At 72.1% G+C, this 21,913-nt stretch carries 17 protein-coding genes; 6 read left to right on the forward strand and 11 right to left on the reverse strand.

Features of this window, described 5'->3' with window-relative positions; genetic code table 11:
- Nucleotides 1-91: 91 nt before the first annotated feature.
- The 8 genes from AB0H83_RS27750 to AB0H83_RS27785 all read right to left on the reverse strand — a co-directional run bounded on the left by AB0H83_RS27750 (nt 92) and on the right by AB0H83_RS27785 (nt 11,809).
- Complete coding sequence (locus AB0H83_RS27750; RefSeq protein WP_360099421.1) at nt 92-1,612, reverse strand: chaplin family protein; 1,521 nt, start codon at nt 1,610-1,612, stop codon at nt 92-94.
- 236 nt (nt 1,613-1,848) lie between these two features.
- Nucleotides 1,849-2,838, reverse strand: a complete 990-nt coding sequence (locus AB0H83_RS27755; RefSeq protein ID WP_360099423.1) for a hypothetical protein — start codon at nt 2,836-2,838, stop codon at nt 1,849-1,851.
- A gap of 134 nt (nt 2,839-2,972) precedes the next feature.
- Nucleotides 2,973-3,866: a hydroxymethylglutaryl-CoA lyase gene (locus tag AB0H83_RS27760; RefSeq protein ID WP_360099425.1), complete on the reverse strand. Its 894-nt coding sequence runs from the start codon at nt 3,864-3,866 to the stop codon at nt 2,973-2,975.
- Nucleotides 3,863-5,215, reverse strand: coding sequence for a biotin carboxylase N-terminal domain-containing protein (locus tag AB0H83_RS27765; protein WP_360099427.1), 1,353 nt, complete (start codon nt 5,213-5,215; stop codon nt 3,863-3,865). The genes AB0H83_RS27760 and AB0H83_RS27765 overlap by 4 nt, the downstream gene beginning before the upstream one ends.
- An 81-nt stretch (nt 5,216-5,296) precedes the next feature.
- Nucleotides 5,297-5,920: a TetR/AcrR family transcriptional regulator gene (locus AB0H83_RS27770; protein WP_360099429.1), complete on the reverse strand. Its 624-nt coding sequence runs from the start codon at nt 5,918-5,920 to the stop codon at nt 5,297-5,299.
- 52 nt (nt 5,921-5,972) lie between these two features.
- Nucleotides 5,973-8,771, reverse strand: coding sequence for a hypothetical protein (locus AB0H83_RS27775; RefSeq protein ID WP_360099431.1), 2,799 nt, complete (start codon nt 8,769-8,771; stop codon nt 5,973-5,975).
- Nucleotides 8,761-10,548 carry an HSP90 family protein gene (locus AB0H83_RS27780; protein WP_360099433.1) on the reverse strand — a complete coding sequence of 596 codons (1,788 nt, stop codon included), beginning with the start codon at nt 10,546-10,548 and terminating at the stop codon, nt 8,761-8,763. The genes AB0H83_RS27775 and AB0H83_RS27780 overlap by 11 nt, the downstream gene beginning before the upstream one ends.
- Before the next feature lie 43 nt (nt 10,549-10,591).
- Complete coding sequence (locus tag AB0H83_RS27785; RefSeq protein ID WP_360099435.1) at nt 10,592-11,809, reverse strand: hypothetical protein; 1,218 nt, start codon at nt 11,807-11,809, stop codon at nt 10,592-10,594.
- 61 nt (nt 11,810-11,870) lie between these two features.
- Here AB0H83_RS27785 and AB0H83_RS27790 point away from each other — a divergent pair, with 61 nt between their 5' ends.
- From AB0H83_RS27790 to AB0H83_RS27800, 3 genes are all read left to right on the forward strand, one after another.
- The gene (locus tag AB0H83_RS27790; RefSeq protein WP_360099437.1) at nt 11,871-12,758 is read left to right on the forward strand and encodes an ADP-ribosylglycohydrolase family protein; all 888 of its coding nucleotides are present in this window, start codon (nt 11,871-11,873) and stop codon (nt 12,756-12,758) included.
- 149 nt (nt 12,759-12,907) lie between these two features.
- Complete coding sequence (locus AB0H83_RS27795) at nt 12,908-15,358, forward strand: glycosyltransferase (protein ID WP_360099439.1); 2,451 nt, start codon at nt 12,908-12,910, stop codon at nt 15,356-15,358.
- Nucleotides 15,348-16,298, forward strand: coding sequence for a hypothetical protein (locus AB0H83_RS27800; RefSeq protein WP_360099441.1), 951 nt, complete (start codon nt 15,348-15,350; stop codon nt 16,296-16,298). Before AB0H83_RS27795 ends, AB0H83_RS27800 begins: the two co-directional genes overlap by 11 nt.
- A gap of 59 nt (nt 16,299-16,357) precedes the next feature.
- Here AB0H83_RS27800 and AB0H83_RS27805 read toward each other — a convergent pair whose 3' ends face one another.
- Both AB0H83_RS27805 and AB0H83_RS27810 read right to left on the reverse strand, forming a co-directional pair.
- Nucleotides 16,358-17,215: a sulfurtransferase gene (locus AB0H83_RS27805; RefSeq protein ID WP_360099443.1), complete on the reverse strand. Its 858-nt coding sequence runs from the start codon at nt 17,213-17,215 to the stop codon at nt 16,358-16,360.
- A gap of 4 nt (nt 17,216-17,219) precedes the next feature.
- On the reverse strand, nt 17,220-17,987 hold the full coding sequence (locus tag AB0H83_RS27810) for an SGNH/GDSL hydrolase family protein (RefSeq protein ID WP_360099445.1): 768 nt from the start codon (nt 17,985-17,987) through the stop codon (nt 17,220-17,222).
- Between the two features lie 150 nt (nt 17,988-18,137).
- On the opposite strand from AB0H83_RS27810, the gene AB0H83_RS27815 reads away from it, so the two are divergent.
- Together AB0H83_RS27815 and AB0H83_RS27820 are read left to right on the forward strand one after the other, a co-directional pair.
- Nucleotides 18,138-18,563, forward strand: coding sequence for a CBS domain-containing protein (locus tag AB0H83_RS27815; protein ID WP_360099447.1), 426 nt, complete (start codon nt 18,138-18,140; stop codon nt 18,561-18,563).
- 31 nt (nt 18,564-18,594) lie between these two features.
- A complete protein-coding gene (locus AB0H83_RS27820) occupies nt 18,595-19,008 on the forward strand; it encodes a SufE family protein (RefSeq protein ID WP_360099483.1) in 414 nt (137 codons plus the stop codon).
- A gap of 6 nt (nt 19,009-19,014) precedes the next feature.
- Here the strand turns inward: AB0H83_RS27820 and AB0H83_RS27825 are convergent, their stop codons facing one another.
- Nucleotides 19,015-20,418, reverse strand: a complete 1,404-nt coding sequence (locus AB0H83_RS27825) for a VWA domain-containing protein (RefSeq protein ID WP_360099449.1) — start codon at nt 20,416-20,418, stop codon at nt 19,015-19,017.
- 639 nt (nt 20,419-21,057) lie between these two features.
- Here AB0H83_RS27825 and AB0H83_RS27830 point away from each other — a divergent pair.
- Nucleotides 21,058-21,903 carry a hypothetical protein gene (locus AB0H83_RS27830; RefSeq protein WP_360099451.1) on the forward strand — a complete coding sequence of 282 codons (846 nt, stop codon included), beginning with the start codon at nt 21,058-21,060 and terminating at the stop codon, nt 21,901-21,903.
- The last annotated feature ends 10 nt before the right edge of the window (nt 21,904-21,913 follow it).

The raw sequence follows: 21,913 nt of genomic DNA on the forward strand, positions 1-21,913 counted from the left end.
TCAAGTACCAATGGCTCGTCGGGCACGGGTCGGTGTGTACCCGGCGTCGGCCTGGGTCCCCCTGCGGATCAGAGGGACCCCAGTACCGCTGTCAGCAGGAGTACGCGACCGCGCCGCCCTGGCTGGACGCCTGCGAGAAGCCGAACAGGCTGATCGCGTTGCCGCTGATGTTGATCGGCACCTGCAGCGTGGTGTCGAACTGATTGCCGTTCAGCAGGCCCGCGTTGTAGCCCGTGGTCCAGTCGCTGCAGGAGTTCTTGACGGCCGTGGCGCCGCCGTTGCTCCAGCCGCCGCCGTTGCCGTTGCCGTGCCCGGACCCGTTGCCGGACCCGTTGCCGGACCCGTTGCCGTAACCGCCGTTGTTCTGGCCGTTGCCGTAACCGCCGTTGTTGTTGCCGTTGCCGTTGCCGTAGCCGCCGTTGTTGGCGGTGCCGGTGCCGGCGCCGTTGCCGCGGCCGTGCTCCTTCTTGGTCTTGACCTTGCCGTGCGACGCCGAGGCGCCGTGCGAGCTCATGTTGCTGGCGTTGCCCGCGGCATTGCCGTACGCGTTGCTGTTGCCGTTGCCGCCGTTGCCGTAGCCGCCGTCATTGTCGGCGTCGCCGTAGCCACCGTTGCTGTCAGCGTCGTCGTCGCCGTAGCCGCCGTTGCCGCCGCCGTTGCCGCCGCCGTTGCCGTGGTGGCCGTGCCCGTGGCCGTTGCCGTTGCCCTGGCCGTTGCCGCCGCCGTCACCGTCGACGGCGACCGCGCCGCCGCCACAGGAGGCGCTGGAGAAGCCGAGCACCGCGATCGAGTTGCCGCAGACGTTGACCGGCACTTGCAGCGTGGTGTCGAACTGGTTGCCGTTGAGCAGGCCCGCGTTGTAGCCGGTGGTCCAGTCCTCGGTGGTCGCGCTCTCGGTGGAGGCGCTCTCACCCTTGACCGCCCAGGCGCCGCCGGCGCTCTGCGCGCTGGAGAAGCCGAGCAGGCTGATCGCGTTGCCGCTCAGGTTGACCGGCACCTGCAGCGTGGTGTCGAACTGGTTGCCGTTGAGCAGACCGGCGTTGTAGCCCGAGGTCCAGTCCTCGGTGCGGTTCCCGGTGCCCTCGGTGTAGCCGCCGTTGTTGCTGCCGGCGCCGTAGCCACCGTTGCTGTTGCCGCCACCGTTGCCACCGCCGTGGCCGTGACCGCGGCCGTGCCCGTTGCCCCGGCCGTTGCCGCCGCCCCAGCCGTCACCGTCGACGGCGACCGCGCCGCCCTGGCTCGACGCGTTGGAGAAGCCCAGGACGCTGATCGCGTTGCCGCTGACGTTGACCGGCACCTGGAGGGTGGTGTCGAACTGGTTGCCGTTGGCGACACCGGCGTTGTACCCGGTGGTCCAGTCCTCGGTCGTCGCGCTTTCGGTGTCGATCGCCGTGGCGCCACCGCCGCAGGACGCGTCGGCGAAGCCGAGCACCGCGATCGAGTTGCCGCAGACGTTGATCGGCAGCTGGAGGGTCGTGTCGAACTGATTGCCGTTGAGCAGGCCGGCGTTGTAGCCAGTCGTCCAGTCGGCGTGCGCGGCCCCGCCCGAGATGAGCAGGAAGCCCGCGGAAAGCACGCCCACGTTGAGCGACTTACGAACCCACGTCTTCATGGTGAAAGTGAGACCCTTCGGTAGGTGTTTCTGTTCAGTGCTGCTTGCGTGGGCGCGGATCGGAGCCGCGAAACCTGCGTGCGGGCAGGGCTCTGCCCGGCTCCGCCCTGTCGACGTGCGCCCGGATGGTGCGTGTTCGGTGTTGCGGGATGCCGCGATGTGGTCGATGCGGGTCTACGGACCCTGGCTGGCTCCGGCTCGGCCCGCTTCGCGTCGCGTCGGCTGGCCGGCTGGCCTCAGTCGGGTGAGACTGTCGGCCTCTCGGCTGCGAGCAGCCGCAGCTCGGCGTCGTCGACCGCGTCCGGCCGGAAGGTGAGCACCTTCGTGCCGGCCGGTGCGGCGGGCAGCATGGCGGCGGCGCCACCGTCGTGGTTGAGACCCGCGGCGGTGCCCGGGGCTCCCGAGGTGGTGCCGGCCACCGGCGCCGGGACGGGCGCCGGGCGGGGCAGCAGCGGCACGTGGCGCGTGCCCTGCGCATCAGTCCGGTCCGCGACCGGCTTCACGTGCGTGGCGTCGCCGGCGTCGAGCCGGTCGAGCTGGTCCGAGGCACGTGACACGACGACGCGCGTCGAGTCGACGCCGGCACCGGAGGTGCCGGTCGCCGCGGCCGCGACGTCGCCTGTTGACCCGACGCCGACCGGCTCGGCCTGGACGGCCGGCTCCTGCGTCTGCGTCTTGCGGGCGTTCTTGATGCCGGCTTTTGCCGGCCTCTTGGTGCGTGAGTTCGTGGCACTCGACGCGTTCACCGTCGTCAAGCGGGACATCGTGACGGATGCCGGAGTGGCGGCTTGGTCGGCCGCCTTGTCCGTGACCCTGTCGGTGGTGGCCAGGACGGTGCCCGCCACCGGTCGCAGGACGGTCAGCACCGTCCCGGTGAGCAGGTCAGGCTTCGACTCGTGCTTCGCCGTGCCGGAGGGCACACCGGTGGGCCCGATGTGACCGCCGGAGGCGCCGTGACGGTTGCCGCCGGCACCGAGGTCGAGCAGGTCGAGTCCTACGCCGCCGCCCCCGGTGACCAGGTTGGTCACCGGGCCGAGCAGGGACGCCCCGGACGCGAAACCGTCGGAGCCCGACGACTCGGAGGCTTGCGCCGCCGACGCCGACGCCGACAGCAGCCAGGCCACGCCGGCGAAGCCGGCGATGATCAGACCCTTGACGGCGAGACGGGCAGCGGACCGGGCACGGCGGGCCGTGCGCGGGTTGCGCTCGCTCCTCGACCGGGCCATGTCCGCCTCTCAGTACGGGCTCAATGTCGGGCTTGTCGCCCTACATGTGACTGTTTCCGTACTGAGCAACGAACCGCCCCGGCCGGGGACACGCCACTATCCCGGCGAATCGGACACAACTGGGGCAGCGGGCGTCAGAAAGGGATGCGCGGACCGGCCTTGAGCACGCCCGACGGCAGCTCCCGCCCGACGATCTCCTGGGCCGTCGCGGCCGCCTCGATCAGCGCCTTGAGGTCGATGCCGGTCTCGTAGCCCATGTCGTGCAGCAGGTGCACGACCTCCTCGGTGGCGACGTTGCCGGTGGCGCCCGGCGCGTACGGGCAGCCGCCGAGCCCGCCGACGCTCGCGTCGAACTCGGTGATCCCCAGCCGCATCGCGGTGAGGATGTTGGCCAGCGCCGCGCCGCGGGTGTTGTGGAAGTGCAGCAGCAGCGGTACGTCGGGGTGGCGGTCGCGCACGAGCCCGACCACGTCCTGCACCCGGCGCGGCGTCGCCATCCCGGTCGTGTCGCCGAACGCCACCCGGTCGGCGCCGTCGGCGATCACCCGGTCCACGATGCCGGCCACGCGCCGGGGGTCGATGTCACCCTCGAACGGGCACCCGAAGCTGGTCGAGATGATCACCTCGGCGATGGCGCCGGCGGCGTGCAGCAGCGCGATCAGGGCGGCGATGTCATCGAGCGACTCGCCGGTCGACCGGTTGACGTTGCGCTGGTTGTGCGTCTCGGACGCCGAGACGACGACCTCGATCTCGCCGAAGCCGGCCTTGAGCGCCCGCTCGGCGCCGCGTGAGTTGGGCACCAGCGCGGAGTAGCGGACCGCGGGGTTCTTGTGCGCGGCCGCCCACACCTCGTCGGCGTCGGCCATCTGCGGGATCGCCTTCGGGTGGACGAACGAGACCGCCTCGATCCGGCCGACCCCGGTCGCCGACAGTGCGTCGAGCAGCCGGATCTTGGCCGCGGCGGGGACCGGGTCCTCGTTCTGCAGGCCGTCGCGGGGTCCGACCTCGCGGATGGAAATGAAGCTCAACGCGCACCTCCCTGGCGCATGCGGCCCACGATGCCGGTGTCGTAGTCACCCGAGACGAACTCGGCGTTGTCGAGCAGTTCGGCGAAGAACGGCAGGTTGACCTTCGGCCCGGCGACCTCGAACCCGGCGACCGCGGCCCGCAGCCTGGCCAGCGCCTCGGCGCGGTCGGTGCCGTGCACGACGAGCTTCGCCATCAGCGAGTCGTAGCTGGGCGTGACGACGGTGCCCGGCCCGTACCCCGCGTCGACGCGCACCCCTTCGCCGGTCGGCTCGACCCAGGACGTGATCGCCCCGGGGCCGGGCAGGAAGCGCTTCGGGTCCTCGGCATTGACCCGCACCTCGATGGCGTGCCCGGTGACCCGCAGCGCGTCGGGGTCGAAGCTCGGCTCCAGGCCGGAGGCGACCCGCAGCTGCTGCTCGACCAGGTCGATGCCGAACACGGCCTCGGTGACCGGGTGCTCGACCTGCAGCCGGGTGTTCATCTCCAGGAAGAAGAACTGCCCGGAGGTCGGGTCGAACAGGCACTCGACGGTGCCGGCGTTGCGGTAGTCGACGGCCTGGCCGGCCCGCACGGCGGCGGCGAGCAGGTCGGCGCGCTGCTGCGGGTCGAGGGCCGGCGACGGCGTCTCCTCGACGAGCTTCTGGTTGCGGCGCTGCACCGAGCACTCGCGCTCGCCGAGCGCGACGACCCGGCCGTCGGCGAGGCCGAGGATCTGCACCTCGATGTGGCGGACCCGGGGGAAGTAGCGCTCGATGAGCACCGAGCCGTCGCCGAACATCCGCTCGGCGAAGGCACGGACCTTCTCGTACTCCGTGCGCAGGGCGGCCTCGTCGGCGGCGACGGCCATGCCCATGCCTCCGCCACCGGCGGCGGCCTTCACCATCACCGGGTAGCCGATCCCGGCCGCGGCGGCGACGGCGTCGTCGGCCGTGGTGGCGGGGTCGGTCGTGCCCGGCGCCACCGGCACGCCGGCGGCGGCCATCAGGTTGCGCGCGTTGATCTTGTCGCCCATCGCGGCGATCGCCTCGGGGCCGGGGCCGACCCAGATGAGACCCTGCTCGACGACGGCGGCGGCGAACGCCGCGTTCTCCGACAGGAACCCGTAGCCGGGGTGGATCGCGTCCGCGCCGGTCGACTTCGCCGCGGCCAGGATCGCCTCGGTGTTGCGGTACGACTGGGCCGGGTTGGCCGGGCCGATCAGCACCGCCTCGTCGGCCTCGCTGACGAAGGGCAGCGCGGCGTCGGCTTCCGAGTACACCGCGATGGTGCGGATCCCCAGCCTGCGCGCGGTGCGGATGATCCGCCGGGCGATCTCCCCGCGATTGGCGACGAGCAGAGCACTCAACATGCGGAGCGTCTCCTGTGGATAACTCTGTGAGTTTGAACGTGACCAGGTTGTGGATAACGCCGGGACGTCACCCGGAAGGGGTCATCCCTGCAGCGCGGAGAGGGTCGCCGCGCGCAGCAGCTCCGCGCGCCGGACCCGGTCGACCTCGCCGCCGAAGAACGGCGTGGAGTTCATGAGGCCGAAGGCGGCGTGCGCGAGGACCCGGGCCTCCCCCGCGTCCAGCTCGCTGCGCAGCACGGTGAGCGTGTTGACCCACTCCTCGACGTAGAGGCGCTGGAGGCGGCGGATCTGCCGCCGCGGCTCCTCGGGCAGCCGGTCGAGCTCGTGCAGGTGCAGGGCGATGACCGCCGGGTTGGCCAGGGCGAACTCGACGTGGAAGTCCACCAGCGTGGCCAGCGCCGCGGCCGGGTCGTCGGACGCCTCGGCGGTGCGGGCCTTCCCGCCGGCGAGCAGCTGCTCGCTGACCGGGATGAGGGCGGCCGCCAGCATCGCCTCCTTGCCGGCGAAGTGGTGGTAGAGCGCCGGGCCGGTCACGCCTGCCGCCGCACCGATGTCGTCCATCGACACGCCGTGGTAGCCACGGGTCGCGAACAGGCCCACGGCGATCTCGAGGATCTCCTCGCGCCGTGAGCGGCGGCGCTGTCCGGCGGGGCCGGCGCCGCGGGTCTGTGCAGGTGGGCGGACGGCCGATTGTTCCAGCGTCATGGGCAAAGCCTAACCTCGTGTCAAGACATGTGCTGAACGGTCGTTAAGTTCATCACTGTTCAAGATGGCGCCGGCGGATCTCCGCGGCCTCCGCCGGGCGGTCCAGCGCCTCCAGGGCCTCGGCCAGCATCCAGGCCGCATTCTGCCCGGCCTGGGAGCCGGTGGGCGCCGCACCGAGCACCGAGCGCAGCAGCGGCTCTGCCGGCGCCGGCTCACCGGAGCGCATGAGCAGCTCAGCGTGCAGCAGGTCCGCCTCCAGGGCCTCGCCGAACGCGCCGATGTCGCGCAGCGCGCCAGCCGCACCCGCGACCCGCGCCAGGGCCTCGCTGCCCTGGCCGGCGCCGAGGTGCACCCGGGCCGCGTCGCAGTCGAGCATCGCCCGGTGCCACACCAGCCAGGCCTCGGACGCATCCACCGTCGACGTCAACGACCGGACGAGGGCGTCGGCTTCGGCCAGCGCCGTGAGCGACTCCTCCACGCTACCTGCCCAACGCAGCGCGAGCGCCCGCATCCGGCGGTTGTACAGCTCGGCCTGGACCACCCCGGCGGCCTCGAACGCCGCGGCCGCCGCGGCGAACCGCTCGGCCGCCTGCGCGTCACGGTCGGCGCGGTAGAGCAGCTGGGCCGCCTCCTGCAGCATCCGGCCCCGGGCCTGCAGGTTGTCGAACCCGTCGAGGTTGCTCGCGAGCGTCTCCAGCAGCGCCAGCGCCTGGTCGGGCTCGTCGAGCTCCCGGTAGACCCGCGACAGCAGATACCGGGTGCGGTCGGCGTGGTCCTGGGCGCCGATGCGGTCCAGCACGTCGATCGCGCTCTCCGCCGCCTCCGCCGCGTCGAGCGGCTGACCGGCCTGCTCGTAGGCGCTGGCCAGGTCGAAGCGCAGGATCGCCGCGGGGGCGTCCTCGCCGTGCGCGACGTGGTCGGCGATCGCCTCGACCAGGTCGTCGACCGCCTCGACCGGCCGGCCGCCGGCGAGCCTGGCCCGGGCCCGGCCGACCAGCGCCGACAGCCGCGGGTCGCGCTCGACGGCGGCACTGAGCGCGGCGTCGAACGCCGCCACCGCGTCGTCGAACCGCTCCAGGTTGGCCAGCGCGTGGCCGTGGATCAGCGCCGCGAGGGCGACCGGCGGCGGGTCGCCGAGCCGGCCGTACTGCTCGCGACAGTCGGCCGCGGCGGCCGCGGCCTCCTCGAACCGCTCCAGCACCAGCAGGCACCGGGCCCGGCGGCCGGCCAGCTCCGCGCGCAGCGCCGGCCGGGCCGGCTCCTCGGCGAGGGCGGCGTCGACCGCGGCCAGCGCCTCGTCGAGCCGGTCGAGCGCCAGCAGCGGATACTCCAGGCGCAGCCGTGCCTCGGCGCGCACGTCGGCGTCGCCGACCGCCAGGATCCGCTCGGTGACCCCGGTGAGCTGGGCCAGGACCTCCTCCTGCCGGTCCTCGGCGTCCGGGGCGAGGACCGCGCGGGCCTCGGCGACCAGCGCGGCCAGCTCGTTGCCGAGCACGCGGTGCCCGGCGGCGGCCTCCCGGAAGGCGGCCTCGGCCCGCTCCGGCTCCTGGTCGACGCCCGCCATCCGGCCGCGGCCCTCGACGCGCCGCACCGCGAGCGGAAACGGCGGCCCCGGGTGCAGCTCGTCGAAGCGCTGCCACGCGGCCCGGGCCTCGGTGAAGCGATACTCGTCGAACAGCTCCTCGGCGCGGTCGAGCAGCTGCGCCGCGTCGGTCGGCAGCGGCCGCGGCGCCGGGGCGGGCGTGGCCACCGTGCCGGTCGCGCCGGACCGCAGCGTGCGGGCGACGGCGCTGAGCGGCAGGTGCTCCACGATCGGCTCCGCCTGCAGCCGCGCCTCGATGAGCCGGCCGATGTTGGGCGTGCCGTTGCGCGCGTCGAACCGCGCCGCCAGGGCCCGCGCCCGCTCGGCGAGCCGCTCGCCGAGCCGCGGCGCCGGCTCGTCGCCGACCAGCACGTCGTCGCCCAGCCGGCCGAGCAGCAGCGCCGCCGCGGCGGAGAACCACATGTCGGCCTGCGGGTGCGGCGCCTTGTCGAGCCAGCTCAGGTGCCGCTCGACGATCTCCAGGCCGCGGGCCTCGTTGCCGGTCCGCGCGCAGAACACCACGTGCTCGCCGATGCGCTGCAGGTCGGCGAGGTTGCCGCGGAGGCTGCGGTAGGCCCGGCGGTGCGCGTCGGCGGCCTCGCTGAGCCGGCCGGTGCGCAGATACGGCACCAGCAGCGACGTCAGGATCGACTGGGGCTGCTCGGCGCAGGTGAGGTGGCCGGCCAGCACCGGCTGGGCGAGTGCGACCGCCGCCTCGTCGTCGCCGGTCGACACCAGGTGATACACCTTCGACGTGGGGTCGCAGCCGACGCAGTCGGAGTTCTCGTCGCGGGGCGCCGCGCACCACTTCTCATACCACTCGCCGGCGGCCGGGTCGCCCACGTGCGCGGCCACGGCGTGCCGGTAGGAATAGACGGCCTGCAGGCTGTGCCCGCCGGCGCGGAAGCGGCGCTCCATGTCGTCGAGCACGTCATAGGTGCGCCCGAGCGGCACCTCGGGAAACTTCAGCAGCCCCGACACCATGTATTTGAACTGCCACAGCAGCAGGCTCTCGGTGTGGCGGTCGAAGCGGTCGGGGTGGGCGTCATACTCCGCCCGGCACCAGGAGAACGTCACGAACGACTTCGCGGTCTCCCCGCCGTGCACATATGCCGTCGTGGCCTGCATCCGGGCGGCGAAGCGCAGCTCGTCGAAGCCGCCGGCGTCGGCGTGCTGCACGATCTGCTCGACCAGCGCGATCTGCCCGCTGCCGTAGGGCATGTGATCGGCCTCGCGCAGCAGCCCCCACAGCTCGCCTTCACTTTTCATGCGTGACCGCCTTGTTGAGCAGACCCAGGAATGAGCTGTTGAGCAGCGCGGCGTCGGCCGGCCGCAGCGGATGGTGGCCGAGCAGCAGCGCCTGGCCATACAACCCCTCGACGGCGAGCCGCACCAGGTCCTCGTCGGCCAGCTCGCTGACCCGCCGCACCAGCGGGTTTCGATGGTTGAGCACCAGCTGGGGCCGGTCCTCGTCGTCGGTGCGGGCGAGCGCGTCGAGGACGTCGGCCCACACCTCGTCGACCCGCTCGCGGGTCGCCCGCAGCTCCGCGGCGAACGCGGCCGAGCGGTTGACCAGATACATCGCCGGCAGGCCGGCCGGGTCGAACGCCCGCAGGACCACCTCGCAGCCGAGCCGGTCCATGGCCCGCTGTGCCCGCGCCACGAACGGCCGTTTCGCCAGCTCCAGCCCCGGCTCGAGCGCGTCGAAGTGCGTGGTCAGGTCGCTGGGCTCGACCCGCTCGATGAGCGCGCCCGGCTCGACCAGCGGCAGCCGCTCGATGAGCTGCGCGTCATAGACATAACCGGCGTTGACCACGGGCATGCCCTGCGCCGCGGCGACCGCCCCGATCTGGCGGAACTCGTCGACCTGCACCGTGTAGCGCACCAGGCCGTGCTGGGCCCGGAAGTCGGCGAGGGTCATCCGGCCGGTGTTGGTCTCCATCGGCCACCAGCGCTCGACCAGGCGCAGCATCTCGTCGTCGTGGACGGCGAGCGCCTTGACCCCGAGGTGGTGGATCTCCAGGAACTCCGTCAGCCGCCGCGGGTCGCGGGTGGAGAGCCGGACCAGCCAGCCGCGCAGCTGGTCGCCGAGCGCCTCGCGGGTCGACTCGAGCAGCTGGTCCTCGTAGAGCGCTTCGCGGCTCGCGGTCGGGCGCAACTCGCCGGCGTCGAACACGCAACGGGCGAAGAACGCCCACTCGGGCAGCACCCCCTCGGCGCCCTCGGCGAGCAGCATCCGCTTGAGGTAGACCCGGTGGCCAGCACGGGCCGCGGGATTGGCCGGCGTAGGCAGCACGAACGCGACCCCGGTCAGCCCGGCCTCGGGCACCGCCAGGTCGACGACGTCGAACGGGGTGAACCCGAAGACCTCCTGGCAGTGCGCGACCAGCCGCTGCCGCCGGTCGTCGCCGCCGGGGCGCCAGGGCAGGCCGTCGCCGGTGATCGTGATGTCGCCGACCTCGACGGTCACCGGCAGCAGCGAGCCATAGAGCGTGGCGAGCTCGACGACGGTGCGCCGCAGCAGCCACTGGTCGGCGTCGCGCCGGGGCACCAGGGTCACGGTGGTGCCGACCTGCAGCCGGTCCTCGCCCGCGGGCGCGACGCTGTAGCGACCGTCGGCAAAGCCGCGCCACAGCACCGTCGGGCTGCCCTCTGCCCTGGTCAGCACGCGGATCTCGTCGGCGACCAGGAAGCAGGAGAGCAGGCCGATGCCGAACTGGCCGAGGAAGTCGTGCCTGGCGAAGCCGAAGTCGTCGCGCTTGGAGCTGCGCCCGATCGTGGCCAGGAACTGGTGGACCTGCTCCTCGGTGAGCCCAATGCCGGTGTCGGACACGCGCAGCGTGCCGTCACCCGTCAGGTCCGGCGGGTCGATGCGCACTTTGGCGGGCACCGGCGGATCCCCGGGGCCGGCGGCGGCGCGCCGCGCGGAGATCGCGTCGACGGCATTCTGAAGCAGCTCGCGCACATAGACGCGAGGGCTCGCATAGAGGTGGTGACTGAGCAGGTCCACGACCCCGCGCAGGTCCACCTGGAACGTCCGATCCACGGGCGCACGCTACCGCGCCCCACCGACATTATCCGTCCCGTTCTCACCCGATGACGCGCTCGACCGCGGTGAGGCCGGGCACCTTGACGGTCGCGGTCCTCGCGCCGGTCGACGGATCCAGCCGGTGCACGCCGTCGGGCTGCCCCACGTACAGGTGCGTGCCCGACACCGCGACGCCCTTCGCCTCGCCGGGCAGGGACCAGGTGCCCCGCACCTCCTTGGTCCCGACGTCGAAGACGTGCACCTGCCGGCCCGCCGCCAGGTACGCGGCCGACCCGGACACCGCCAGCCGGGCCCCGCCCGCCACCGGCGGGAACGCCTGCTCATGGACGACCACCAACGCGTCGGCGTTGATGACCGCGAGCACCCCCTTGCCGGCGTCGGCGACCCAGACCTCGTCGGCGTGCTGCGCGATCGTCAGGCCCGCCACCGCCCCGGTACCGAACGACGGCGGCAGGTCGACGCAGACCGCCCACCCGTCGGCCACGCTGAGCGTGTGCACGAACGCGTGCACGTCGGGCTTGCCGTCGCGCGCCCCGGGCTGCAGCAGGTCCCGTACGTGCTGGTGGTCCGGCTGATGGCTGTACAGCGTGAAGAGCCGCTCCCGCCTGGCGTCGAAGACGGCCTGCCGGCCCTCGCCCCGCATCTCCTCCTCGGCACCCTCGGGCACCAGCACCTTCACCCCGGCGTTCTCACCCGGCAGGTTCAGGGCGTTGAGCTGCCCCGCGGCCAGGTCGAGGACCCGCACCCGGTAGTGGTCTGGGTGCTCCGGCGGCAGCATGTCGAGCACGAACAGGCTCGTACCGGCGGAGGAGAACGCTTCGGGTTGGACGAACCCCGGCAGCGTGAGCCGGTGCCGCTCGCCCGCGGGGCCGGCGACGACGATCGTGGTCTCCCGCCGCCCCGCCGGATCGCCGTCGACGAGCGCGACGAGCCCCGCGTCCGGCGCGACGGCCGCCAGCCGCCCCGCGCCCCGCACGGTGGTCTGGGCGACGACGTCGCCGGTGGCCGCGTTGCGGGTGACGACCCGCGACGCGCCCGACTCCGCGACGGTACTCAGGAGCCGGCGGCCGTCGGCGGTGGCGAGGGCGGCGGACGGCGCCACGACCCGGCGGCCGGTGCCGGACTCCACCACGGTCAGGCCGTCGGCGACGGCGACGGCGAGCAGCTCACCGGGCTCGACCCGGCTCGACCGTCCGTCCGACCCGCAGGACGCCACAAGGACGATGCCACCCAGGCCAAGCAGTTCACGACGCTTCATGTCCAGCACGAGCCACGATCCGCGAGCATCGTTCCCGGCGGTCATCGACTATTTTCGGCAGGTGGATCTCCGCGCCGCAGTCGACAGCCTGACCGGACTCTCCGTTGGTGACGCACTCGGCGCACCCTTCGAGATGCACCCGCCGTTCGAGGACGGCGCGGTGTTCGCCCCGCCACCGGCGCCGTGGCGCTGGACCGACGACACCGAGATGGCCTGCACCCTGCTGGAGGGGATCCGCCGGGACGGCCGGGTCGACCAGCACTGGCTGGCGGCCGCGTTCGCGCAGCGGTGGAGCGCCGACCGGGGCTACGGCCGCGGCTCGGTCTCGCTGCTGTCCAGCATCCGCGACGGGGTGCCGTGGCAGACCGCGTCCGCCGCGCTCTTCTCCGGCCGGGGCTCGGCCGGCAACGGCGCGGCGATGCGCGTCGCGCCACTCGGGGCGTTCTTCGCCGACGACCCGGACGTCGCGGTCCGGCAGGCGGCGCTGTCGGCGGAGGTCACCCACCGGCACCCGGAGGGGATCTCGGGCGCCGTGGCGGTGGCGCTCGCGTCGTCGCTGACCGCCCGGCACACCCCGCGCGAGTCGCTGCTGCGCATGGTGCTCAACCAGCTGCCGCCGTCCGACGTCCGCGACGGCATCGGACGGGCCGTGCGGATGTCGGAGAAGGCCGATCCCCGGGACGTCGCCGCGGACCTCGGCAACGGTTCACACGCATTGGCGCAGGACACTGTGCCGTTCGCGCTCTGGGTGGCCGCGACGCATCTCGACGATTACCCAAGGGCGATGGAGGCGTGTGTACAGGCGGGGGGCGACACCGATTCGATGTGCGCGATCGCGGGCGGGATCATCGCGGCGCACACCGGGATCGGCGAGGACCCCGCGCGCGGCACGATCGGGGTGCCGCCGCTGTGGATCGAGCACCGTGAACCCTTGCCCACGTGGAGCTAAATACTCTACGTGACAACTGAACGATATTTCACCCAAACGATCATGCCCGGCAAGGTTTCCCGAAAGGGGGACTGAGCAGCACATTCGCCCCAGACCCTCATCCGGGCGTATCAAGGTTTTTTGGCGGGCCCCGGGGTAACAATGTGCTCATGTCACACCCTGCCGCGACCTATCGCCTCGGTATCGTGTCGACCTATCTGCCTCGCCGTTGCGGGCTCGCGACGTACACCGCGGATCTGCGCGAGGCACTTGGTGTCGCCACCGACGATCTGGAAACAGTCGTCGTGGCCATCGACCGTGACGGGCACAGCTACGGTGACGAGGTCGTCGTCACCATCAACCAGGACCGCATCGAGGACTACTCCGCCGCCGCCCGCGCACTGCGTGAGGCCGGCGTGCAGGTCGTGCTGATCCAGCACGAGTACGGGATCTTCGGCGGCACCGACGGCTCACACCTGCTCGAGTTGACCCGCGCGCTCAACGCGTGCGGCATTCCTTACCTGCTGACGCTGCACACCGTGCTGTCGCGTCCCTCGCCCGGTCAGGCCGCGACGCTGCGCGCGTTGTGCGCCAGGGCGGCGAGGGTCACGGTCTTCACCGAAACCGCCCGCCGGGTCGCGATCCGCACCGGCGTGGCCGCCGGTCACCAGCTGATCGTGGTCCCGCACGGCGCGCCCGAGGCGATGCGCCAGCCGCCGGACCCGGCGACACTGCGCACCGAGCTGCGCGAGCTGCTCGCTACGGTCGCCGACAAGCCGACCCTCACCACGTTCGGCCTGCTCAGCGAGGGCAAGGGCATCGACATCGCGATCGACGCGCTGGCCGCGGTGGTGAAGGAGCACCCCGAGACGCAGTACATCGTGGCGGGCGCGACCCATCCGGAGATCAAGCGGCGCGACGGCGAGGTCTACCGCGAGGGCCTGCAGGCGCGGGTCCAGATGCTGGGGCTCACCGACAACGTGCACTTCGTCGACGCCTTCCTCAAGCTGGACGAGCTGTCGGCGATCCTGCACGCCAGCACGCTGTTCGTGACGCCGTACCGGTCCCCGGAGCAGATCTGTTCGGGCGCGCTGACGTTCGCGCTCGGCGCGGGCCTGCCGGCGGTGTCCACGTCGTACAGCTACGCCGAGGACATGCTCGCCGGCGGCGCCGGCCGGGTGGTGCCCTGCGGTGACGACGCGGCGCTCGCGGTCGAGATCACCGACCTGCTCACCGACACGCGGGCGCTCGCGGCGGCGAAGTCGGTGGCCGAGGCCTGCGCGGCGTGGCTGCCCTGGCCGGCGGTCGCCGCCCGGGAGGCCGAGCTGGTCGCCGACGTGGTGCGCCAGACGCAGGCGGCCACGGCCCGCCCCGGTCACTCGACCGCGGCCGCGCCGGTGCTCAACCTCGCGCACCTGGACCGCCTCACCGACGAGATCGGCATCATCCAGTTCTCCCGCGGATCCAGCCCGGAGCTGGAGTCGGGGTACTGCGTCGACGACGTCGCCCGGCTCGCGATCGTCGCGGCGGACCTGCTCGCGATCGGCATCGACAGCAAGCAGACCGCGCTGGCGACGCGCTGGCTGCGCCAGTCGGTGCGGTTCCTGACCGCCGCGTACGACCCGTCCGGCGCGATGCACAACGTGCTGAGCTACGGCGGCACCTGGCAGGACTGGCCGCACCAGGGCGACCACGTGGGCCGGGCGGTGTGGGCCCTCGGCGTGCTGGTCGGCACGCCGGCCGTGCCCGACGACATCCGGCGGCCGGCGGCGGCGCTGCTCGACGATCTGGGCCCGCGCACCCATCAGCTGCCCGAAATCGGGCTGCGGGCCGCCGCGTACGCGCTGATCGGCCTGGCCCGCGCGGGCCGCAGCGAGCAGGCGGCGCCGCTGCTGCGCACGCTGGACGAGGCGCTGCTGACGACGTCGGCGGTGGACCCGTCGTGGCGCTGGTTCGAGCCGGAGCTGACCTACGACAACGCCCGGCTGCCGCAGGCGATGCTGCTCGGCGCCGCGCTGCTGGAGGACGACGCCGCGGCGGCCCGCGCGATCGCGGCGCTCGACTGGTACGCCCAGCACGTCGGCCTCGCGGACGGCACCCTGCGCTGCGTCGGCAACCGCTGGCACCGGCGGGGCGAGTCGGCGGCGGTCTGGCTCGCCGACGACGGCGACGAGCAGCCGCTGGACGCGGCCGCGATCACCGAGGCGATGGTCGACGCCTGGCACTACACGGCGGACCCGACCTCGGCGCGGCTGGCCGGGTGGGGCTACTCCTGGTTCCTGGGGCGGAACCGGGCCGGCGCGCGGCTCTACGTCGACGCCTCGGGCTCCTGCCATGACGGTCTGTCCGCTACCGAGCCGAATGGGAACCAGGGCGCCGAATCCACGCTAGCCTATTACCAAGCGCTGCTCAGCCTGCTCAAGGCCGGTTTGGCCGCTCTGCCCCATCCGGTGGTCGCCACGACGCCGGTGCCGACGTCGCTGCCGGTCACCGGTCCGTCCCGGCCGACACCGAACAAGGCACAGACGGGCACCCGGGCCGTCGGACGGGCCTCGGCCGGCTTCAGCGCGACCGCACAGCCGCCCCGCTCGCGCACCACGGAGGGCCCCGATGCACTTTGACGCGGAGCTGTTTCACCGGGAACCGACGAACCCCCTGCTGACCGCCAGGGACTGGCCCTATCCGATCAACAGTGTGTTCAACCCGGGCGCCTGCCTGCACAACGGGGACACGGTCCTGCTGTGCAGGATCGAGGACAGGCGCGGCATCTCCCACCTGACCGCAGCCCGCAGCAAGGACGGCCGCACCAACTGGGTCGTGGACGCCAAGCCGCTCATCGCCGACGACCCCACCGACCAGCACAGCTGCTGGGGCGTCGAGGATCCGCGGATCACGTACGTGGACGCGCTGGGCGGCTACGTGATCGCGTACACCGCGTACGGGCCGGGCGGTCCCTGCGTGGCGCTCGCCCGCACCGAGGACTTCGAGTCGGTGGAGCCGCTCGGGATCGTCATGCCGCCCGAGGACAAGAACGCCTCGCTGCTGCCCCGCAAGATCGACGGGCAATACGTGCTCTTCCACCGGCCGGTGTCGGTGCTCTCCGCGCGCGCCGACGTGTGGCTGTCGAAGTCGGTCGACCTACAGGCGTGGACGACGCCCGAGCCGGTCATGCAGGCCCGCTCCGGGCCCTGGTGGGACGCGACCCGGATCGGCATGGGCCCGCCGCCGATCGAGACGCCGCACGGCTGGCTCTGCGTGTACCACGGCGTCAAGCAGATGGTCGCGACGTCGCTGTACCGCGTCGGCCTGATCATGCTCGACCTGGACGATCCCACGAAGATCATCCGGCGGACGCCGAGCTGGGTGCTGGGGCCCGACGCCGAGTACGAGCGGGTCGGCGACGTGCCCAACGTCGTCTTTCCCACCGGCCTCGTCCACGACGAGGCACGCGACGAGCTGCGGCTGTACTACGGCGCCGCGGACCTGTGCGTCGCGATGGCGAGCGCCCGCTTCTCCGAGGTGGTCGACTACCTGGTCAGCCTGCCGCCCGAGAACGAGTGACGTGTCGCACCGGCATGGTGGACGGCGGCCCCCTGCAGTGAGCCGCCGTCCGTTTGTCGCTACTTCGGGCTGGTGCCTTTAACGACCGGCACCCGCACGAGGTTGCCCCACTCGGTCCACGAACCGTCGTAGTTGCGGACGCGCTGGTATCCGAGCAGGTGGGTCAGCACGAACCAGGTGTGCGAGGACCGCTCGCCGATGCGGCAGTAGGCGATGATGTCGTCGTCCGGCGCCAGCCCCAGCTCGTCGGCGTAGATCCTGCGCAGCTCCTCGACCGGCTTGAACGTGCCGTCCTCCTGCGTGGCCTGCTTCCACGGCTTGCTGACGGCGCCCGGAATGTGCCCGCCGCGCAGCGCGCCCTCCTGCGGGTAGTCGGGCATGTGCAGCAGCTCGCCGCTGTATTCGCCGGGCGAGCGTACGTCCACCAGCGGCCGCTCCGCGGCGATGTGCGCCAGCACGTCCTCGCGGAACGCCCGGATCTCGGTGTCGTCCCTGGTCGGCACCGGGTAGGTGGTCTTCGGCCGGTCCGGCACGTCCTTGGTGACGGGCCGGCCCTCGGCGATCCACTTCGCCCGGCCGCCGTCGAGGATGCGCAGGTCGCGGTGGCCGAACAGGGAGAACACCCACAGCGCGTAGGTCGCCCACCAGTTGAAGTTGTCGCCGTAGAACACGATCGTGTCGTCGGGTTTGATGCCCTTGGCCTCGCACAGGGCGGCGAACTCCGCCGCGGCGAGGTAGTCGCGGGTGACCTGGTCGTTGAGCTCCGTGTGCCAGTCGACCTTCACCGCACCGGGGATGTGGCCGGTGCCGTACAGCAGCACGTCCTCGTCGGACTCGACGACGACGAGGTTGTCCGTGTCTCCGGTTTCCAGTCGCTCAGCCAGCCATTGCGTGGTGACGAGCTTTGTCGCAGCCATGATTTCAATCTAGCGGCGCAAGCTCCGGCCGCTTGGCGGTCACCATGTCTCCGGACGACTTTCCGGTCAGCCGCCGCTTCACCCACGGCGCCAGGTGCTGGGTCGCCCAGCGGGCGTCGGCCGCCTTCCGCGACATCCACGACAGGTCCTCCGGCGGCGGCGGCGCGGCCAGCCACAACGGGTCGCAGGTCACGCCGAGTGCGGTCAGCACGTGCCCGGCGACGCGGCGGTGCCCGGCCGGCGACAGGTGCAGCCGGTCGATCCCCCACAGCCGCGGGTTGGCGAACTCGATGTCATCCCACAAATTCACCACATGCGCGCCGCGCTTCGCCCCGATGCTGTCGATCGCGACATTGAGCGCGTCCACCCGCGGGCGCAGGATCTTGCCACCCGGCATCCGCCCGGTCAGGTCGGCCCAGCGGAACAGGATCACGTCCGCGCCGGTCGCCCGGAGCCGCTCGATCGTCTTGTCGAACCGTGCGACCAGCGGCTCGGGGTCAAACCCGCGCCGCAGCGCATCGTTCCCGCCGCCGGCGAAGCTGATCAGGTCGGGCTTCATGGCCGTGGCGAGCGGCACCTGCTCGGCGACGATGTTGTCGAACAGCCGCCCGCGCACGGCGAGGTTGGCGTAACGGAATTCCGGCTGGTCCGCCGCGAGGCACCCGGCGACCAGGTCGGCCCAGCCGCGGTAGCCCTTGCCGTCAGGTCTTGGATCGTCCATGCCCTCGGTGAAGCTGTCACCGACCGCCACATAGCTCGTCCACCCCGCCACCGCACAACCTCCCCGTGGTCTGCTGCTGCCTGCTTCGCATCCTTTCAGGGCGCCTGGAGCGTTGGAAGCGACTTTGCCGCACGCCACACCGGGGTTCAGTCCTTCGGCCCGGGGGTAACAAAGCGGTATCGAGCCGCAGGGAGGACGACCATGACGATGCAGACCGTTCGTGACGTGATGACCACCAACGTGGTATATCTCCCCAGCGAGACCACGCTCGCCGAGGCCGCCCGTACCATGCGCGAGCAGGACATCGGCGATGTCGTCGTGGCCGACGGTCCCGGCCTCACCGGCGTCGTCACCGACCGGGACATCGTCGTGCGCGCGGTCGCCGAGCGCTGTGACCCCGCCGCCACGACCCTGGGCGAGATCGTCACGCGCGACCTCGTCACCGTCCGGCCCGAGGACTCCATCCACACCGCGGCGCTGCTGATGCGGGACCAGGCCGTGCGCCGGGTCCTGGTCTGCGACGACGCGCAGGGGTTGGTCGGCATCGTGTCCATCGGCGACCTGGCCGAGGAGATCGACCCCGACTCGGTCCTCGGCGGCATCAGCAAGGCAGCGCCGAACAATTAGATTCGTGGCCCGCTAGATTTGAGTTGTGGGAATGCCTGACAAGCTCGCCGTCATCGTCGAGGAGTTCGCCTCCGCGCCGCGCGACGTGGTGCTGGAGATGATGCTTGAGTACGCCGATGCGGTGAAGCCGCTGCCGGCGTCGTTCGACGGTCACGCGGGCATGGAGCAGGTGCCCGAGTGCCAGACGCCGTTCTTCCTCAAGGCCGTCGTCACCCCGCAGGACCACGTGGAGCTGTATTTCGACTGTCCGCCGGAGGCGCCGACGACGCGCGCCTTCGCGGGCATTCTCAGTGAGGGGCTCGACGGCGCGACCACCGCCGAGGTCCTCGCCGTGCCGTCCGACCTGTACCAGCGCATGGGCCTGGCGGCGGCGATCAGCCCGCTGCGCGTGCGGGGCGGGACCGCGATCCTGAACCGCCTGCAGCGCCAGGTCCGGGAGGCCTGACCTCGGCTACTGACGCAGGATGCCCAGCCGGCGCACCTCCGGGATCCACGCCGGAAACTCCTGCAGCAGCCGGTCGTAGAGCTCGGCGTCGCTGACCGTCGAGATGTCGTCGACGGCGAAGAAGCCGACGTTGTCCACGACCCGCCCCTCCATCCGGTCGAAGCGCTCCAGGATGCCGTAGTTGCTGCGCCCGAGCCCGATGAACTGCCAGAAGATCGGCTCCTGCGCGGCGGCCCGCAGCTGCCGTTCGATCTCGTCGTTGCGGTGTACGCCACCGTCGGAGAAGAACAGCACGAGCGTCGGGTCCGGCGCCGGGTTCGCGGCGATCCAGCGGCGGATCTGGCCGATGACGACCGGCTCGTTGTTGCCGACCCCCACCCGTGCGGGGCGGGCCTTCACGTGCGTCGGGAGCCACCGCGGCAGGTCGGCAATGACCAGGTCCGGCAGTTGCTTGGCCCGGTCCGCGAACGCCCACACCTGCATCGTGCCGTCGTCGTCGAGCTGGGCCGCGACGGCGGCCATCCGCTCCACCGCCTGCAGGACCACGCCGCGCTTGTACAGGCCGCCCATCGACCCTGACGCGTCGAGCACCACCAGGACCCTGGCCTGGATGCCGGCGGCGCCGCGCTTGGCGAGCGAGACGAGGACCTGCTGTTTGCGCAGGTTGAGCCGGTGCCGATCGGCGGCGGGAAGCCGGTCCTCGCCCTTGGTGAACCGTACCGCCGGCGGGGCTGCTCCTTGCGGGGCTGTTGCGGGCGGGGCCGCTGGCGGTGGCGGTACCGGCGGTCCTGCGTACGGGGCTGCCGGCGGGGCCGCCGGCGGGGCTGCCGGCGGGGCTGCTGCGTGTGGGGCGGCTGCGTGTGGGGCGGCTGCCGCTGGAGTGTCCTCGACGGAGATGCCGAATGCCGTCGCCAGCCCGGCCAGCCCGGTGTCCCACCCCTGCCCGACCGCGCGGAACTTCCAGGCGCCCTGCCGCCGGTACAGCTCACCGACGACGAACGCGGTCTCCGACGCGGCGCGCATGTCGGTGAACCGGACCAGCTCACCCCCGCCCGCGGTGTCGTAGACCGTGGCGTGCAGCCCCGGCACCCGGCCGAACGAGCCACCGTCCGCGGACGCGGCCACCACGACCCGGTCGACCCCCGGCTCGACGGCGCTCAGGTTGACCGTCACCGCGTCGTACGCCCAACCGCCCGCCTGCTGCTTGCCCTCATGGACGACGGAGCCGCTCGGGTGCTTCGGCTGGTTGTAGAACACCATGTCGTTGTCGCCCCGCACCCTGCCCCCGGCATCGACCAGCAACGCCGTGCAGTCCACGTCGGGCACCCCCGCCCCCGGCTGCCACCCGACGACAACGCGAACGGTCGTGGCCTGAACGGCGGTGTTCCCGCCTTTCCCGAGCAGCGTCACGGTGACTCCCTTACGAACGGTCCCCGCCAGCGTCTCACCCCAGCCCACCCCGGTCCGTCGGAAACCTACCGTTCACGTGCAACAACATGATCGCTGGTTTGCGGCGTAGCGCACGCTCACGCCGTGCCGTCCAGGATCGCGTAGCAAGTGTGCGGATGTGCGCCATCCCGACGGCCAGGTCACCGACGGCCGCGGCGAGCTGGGCGGTCGCTGCTAAGCCCACAGGCTGGCGGCGGGGGCCGCCAAGCGTGGTCGCGGACGTCGTCCCTGCTTACGCGGGCATCCCCCGTGAACTCGCCGCCGAGGTGCGGCGCCGGTACCCCAACGATCCGCACGTAGGGAAGTACACATGAGCCGGGAACGCTCGGAGCCTCATCGGACCTCAAGATCTGTCCCGTTCTGCTCAGTGCTTCGCTGCGCTGCCCGCCACCGGCCCAGCAGGAGGCCCGCGACGAGCGCGATGAGCCCGGCGATCCACAGCGACGTGCTCGTCCCCAGGCCACGTCACTGATCACGGCCGCAGTCGATCACACTCGGCACCTTCCCCGTGCTACATCCGTTCCGCCTGGCTGGTCAGATCGTCAGCGACGTGACCGAAGGACCTATGCTTGTTCGTACATCTCGGTACAGTGCCGCCTCATGAGTTGGTACGGCACGCTCGTGCTCGCAAAGCCCGGCAAGGGCTCACTTTCGGCGTGCGAGGAGGTGCGGCGGGCGTTCGGGTCGCGGTTCGTCACGCCGAGCGTGATGCGGGTGTTCGGCAACAAGCTGGGGCTGTACGACCTGGGCGACGGCTGGCAGCGGGTCGGGGTGCGGCTGGTCAACAGGCAGCGGTTGCGGCTGGCCGGGGGTGTCCAGGACGTGGCCGCCGGGACCGGGGCACCGGCGCTGGCGGCGTGGGTGTTCGAAAGCACGTGTGTACATCTGGAGGCTCGCACCCCCGCGGGGGTGGCGGTGTCCGTGCACCTGCCCAACAGCGACGAGAGCTGCGGATACCAGCATCCGGAGGGCCGGCCGGGACGGGTCGAACCACGCAGGGCCGTCGAGGCGCTCGAGGCCTGGGCCCACGAGGCCGGGCGTACGCCGGCGCCGGACATCATCTCGGCCGTCCTCGACGGCACCTGGGACGGATCGCCGTTCGTGGAGGACTGCGTGCTGGCGTTGTTCGCCGCGCTCGGCTTCCCCTCCGGGCGGGAGGTCCTGCCGGTGGTCGACCCGGACGACCCGGCGTTCGGTGACTACGCCCTCTGGAGCCACTTCGCCAACAACAGTGCCGGCAACCTGGTCCGCGCCGCGGAGATGGGCTGGGTGCTGGGTCCCGAGTTCGACGTGACCCCGATGGAACAGGACTATTTGCGCTTCGAGGAGCTGGTCTGGAGCTCGGTCTACGGCGGCGGGCTGAGCCGCGACGAGCTGATCGCCGAGTACCACAAGCTCGCGTCGCGGTGGCCGGACCCGAAGGCGAGCCGCCAGCGGCGCGACTGACACCTACAGA

It is taken from the genome of Dactylosporangium sp. NPDC050688, from assembly GCF_040654515.1.
In the GTDB taxonomy this organism is placed as follows: Bacteria; Actinomycetota; Actinomycetes; order Mycobacteriales; family Micromonosporaceae; genus Dactylosporangium.

What these genes read in the sequence shown, in the direction of transcription:
- AB0H83_RS27795 (WP_360099439.1), top strand. Translation starts at nt 12,908, where the DNA reads ATGTCACACCCTGCCGCGACCTATCGCCTCGGTATCGTGTCGACCTAT.
- AB0H83_RS27805 (WP_360099443.1), bottom strand. Translation starts at nt 17,215, where the DNA reads ATGGCTGCGACAAAGCTCGTCACCACGCAATGGCTGGCTGAGCGACTG.
- AB0H83_RS27755 (WP_360099423.1), bottom strand. Translation starts at nt 2,838, where the DNA reads ATGGCCCGGTCGAGGAGCGAGCGCAACCCGCGCACGGCCCGCCGTGCC.
- AB0H83_RS27750 (WP_360099421.1), bottom strand. Translation starts at nt 1,612, where the DNA reads ATGAAGACGTGGGTTCGTAAGTCGCTCAACGTGGGCGTGCTTTCCGCG.
- AB0H83_RS27815 (WP_360099447.1), top strand. Translation starts at nt 18,138, where the DNA reads ATGACGATGCAGACCGTTCGTGACGTGATGACCACCAACGTGGTATAT.
- AB0H83_RS27785 (WP_360099435.1), bottom strand. Translation starts at nt 11,809, where the DNA reads ATGAAGCGTCGTGAACTGCTTGGCCTGGGTGGCATCGTCCTTGTGGCG.
- AB0H83_RS27770 (WP_360099429.1), bottom strand. Translation starts at nt 5,920, where the DNA reads ATGACGCTGGAACAATCGGCCGTCCGCCCACCTGCACAGACCCGCGGC.
- AB0H83_RS27800 (WP_360099441.1), top strand. Translation starts at nt 15,348, where the DNA reads ATGCACTTTGACGCGGAGCTGTTTCACCGGGAACCGACGAACCCCCTG.
- AB0H83_RS27775 (WP_360099431.1), bottom strand. Translation starts at nt 8,771, where the DNA reads ATGAAAAGTGAAGGCGAGCTGTGGGGGCTGCTGCGCGAGGCCGATCAC.
- AB0H83_RS27765 (WP_360099427.1), bottom strand. Translation starts at nt 5,215, where the DNA reads ATGTTGAGTGCTCTGCTCGTCGCCAATCGCGGGGAGATCGCCCGGCGG.
- AB0H83_RS27820 (WP_360099483.1), top strand. Translation starts at nt 18,595, where the DNA reads ATGCCTGACAAGCTCGCCGTCATCGTCGAGGAGTTCGCCTCCGCGCCG.
- AB0H83_RS27830 (WP_360099451.1), top strand. Translation starts at nt 21,058, where the DNA reads ATGAGTTGGTACGGCACGCTCGTGCTCGCAAAGCCCGGCAAGGGCTCA.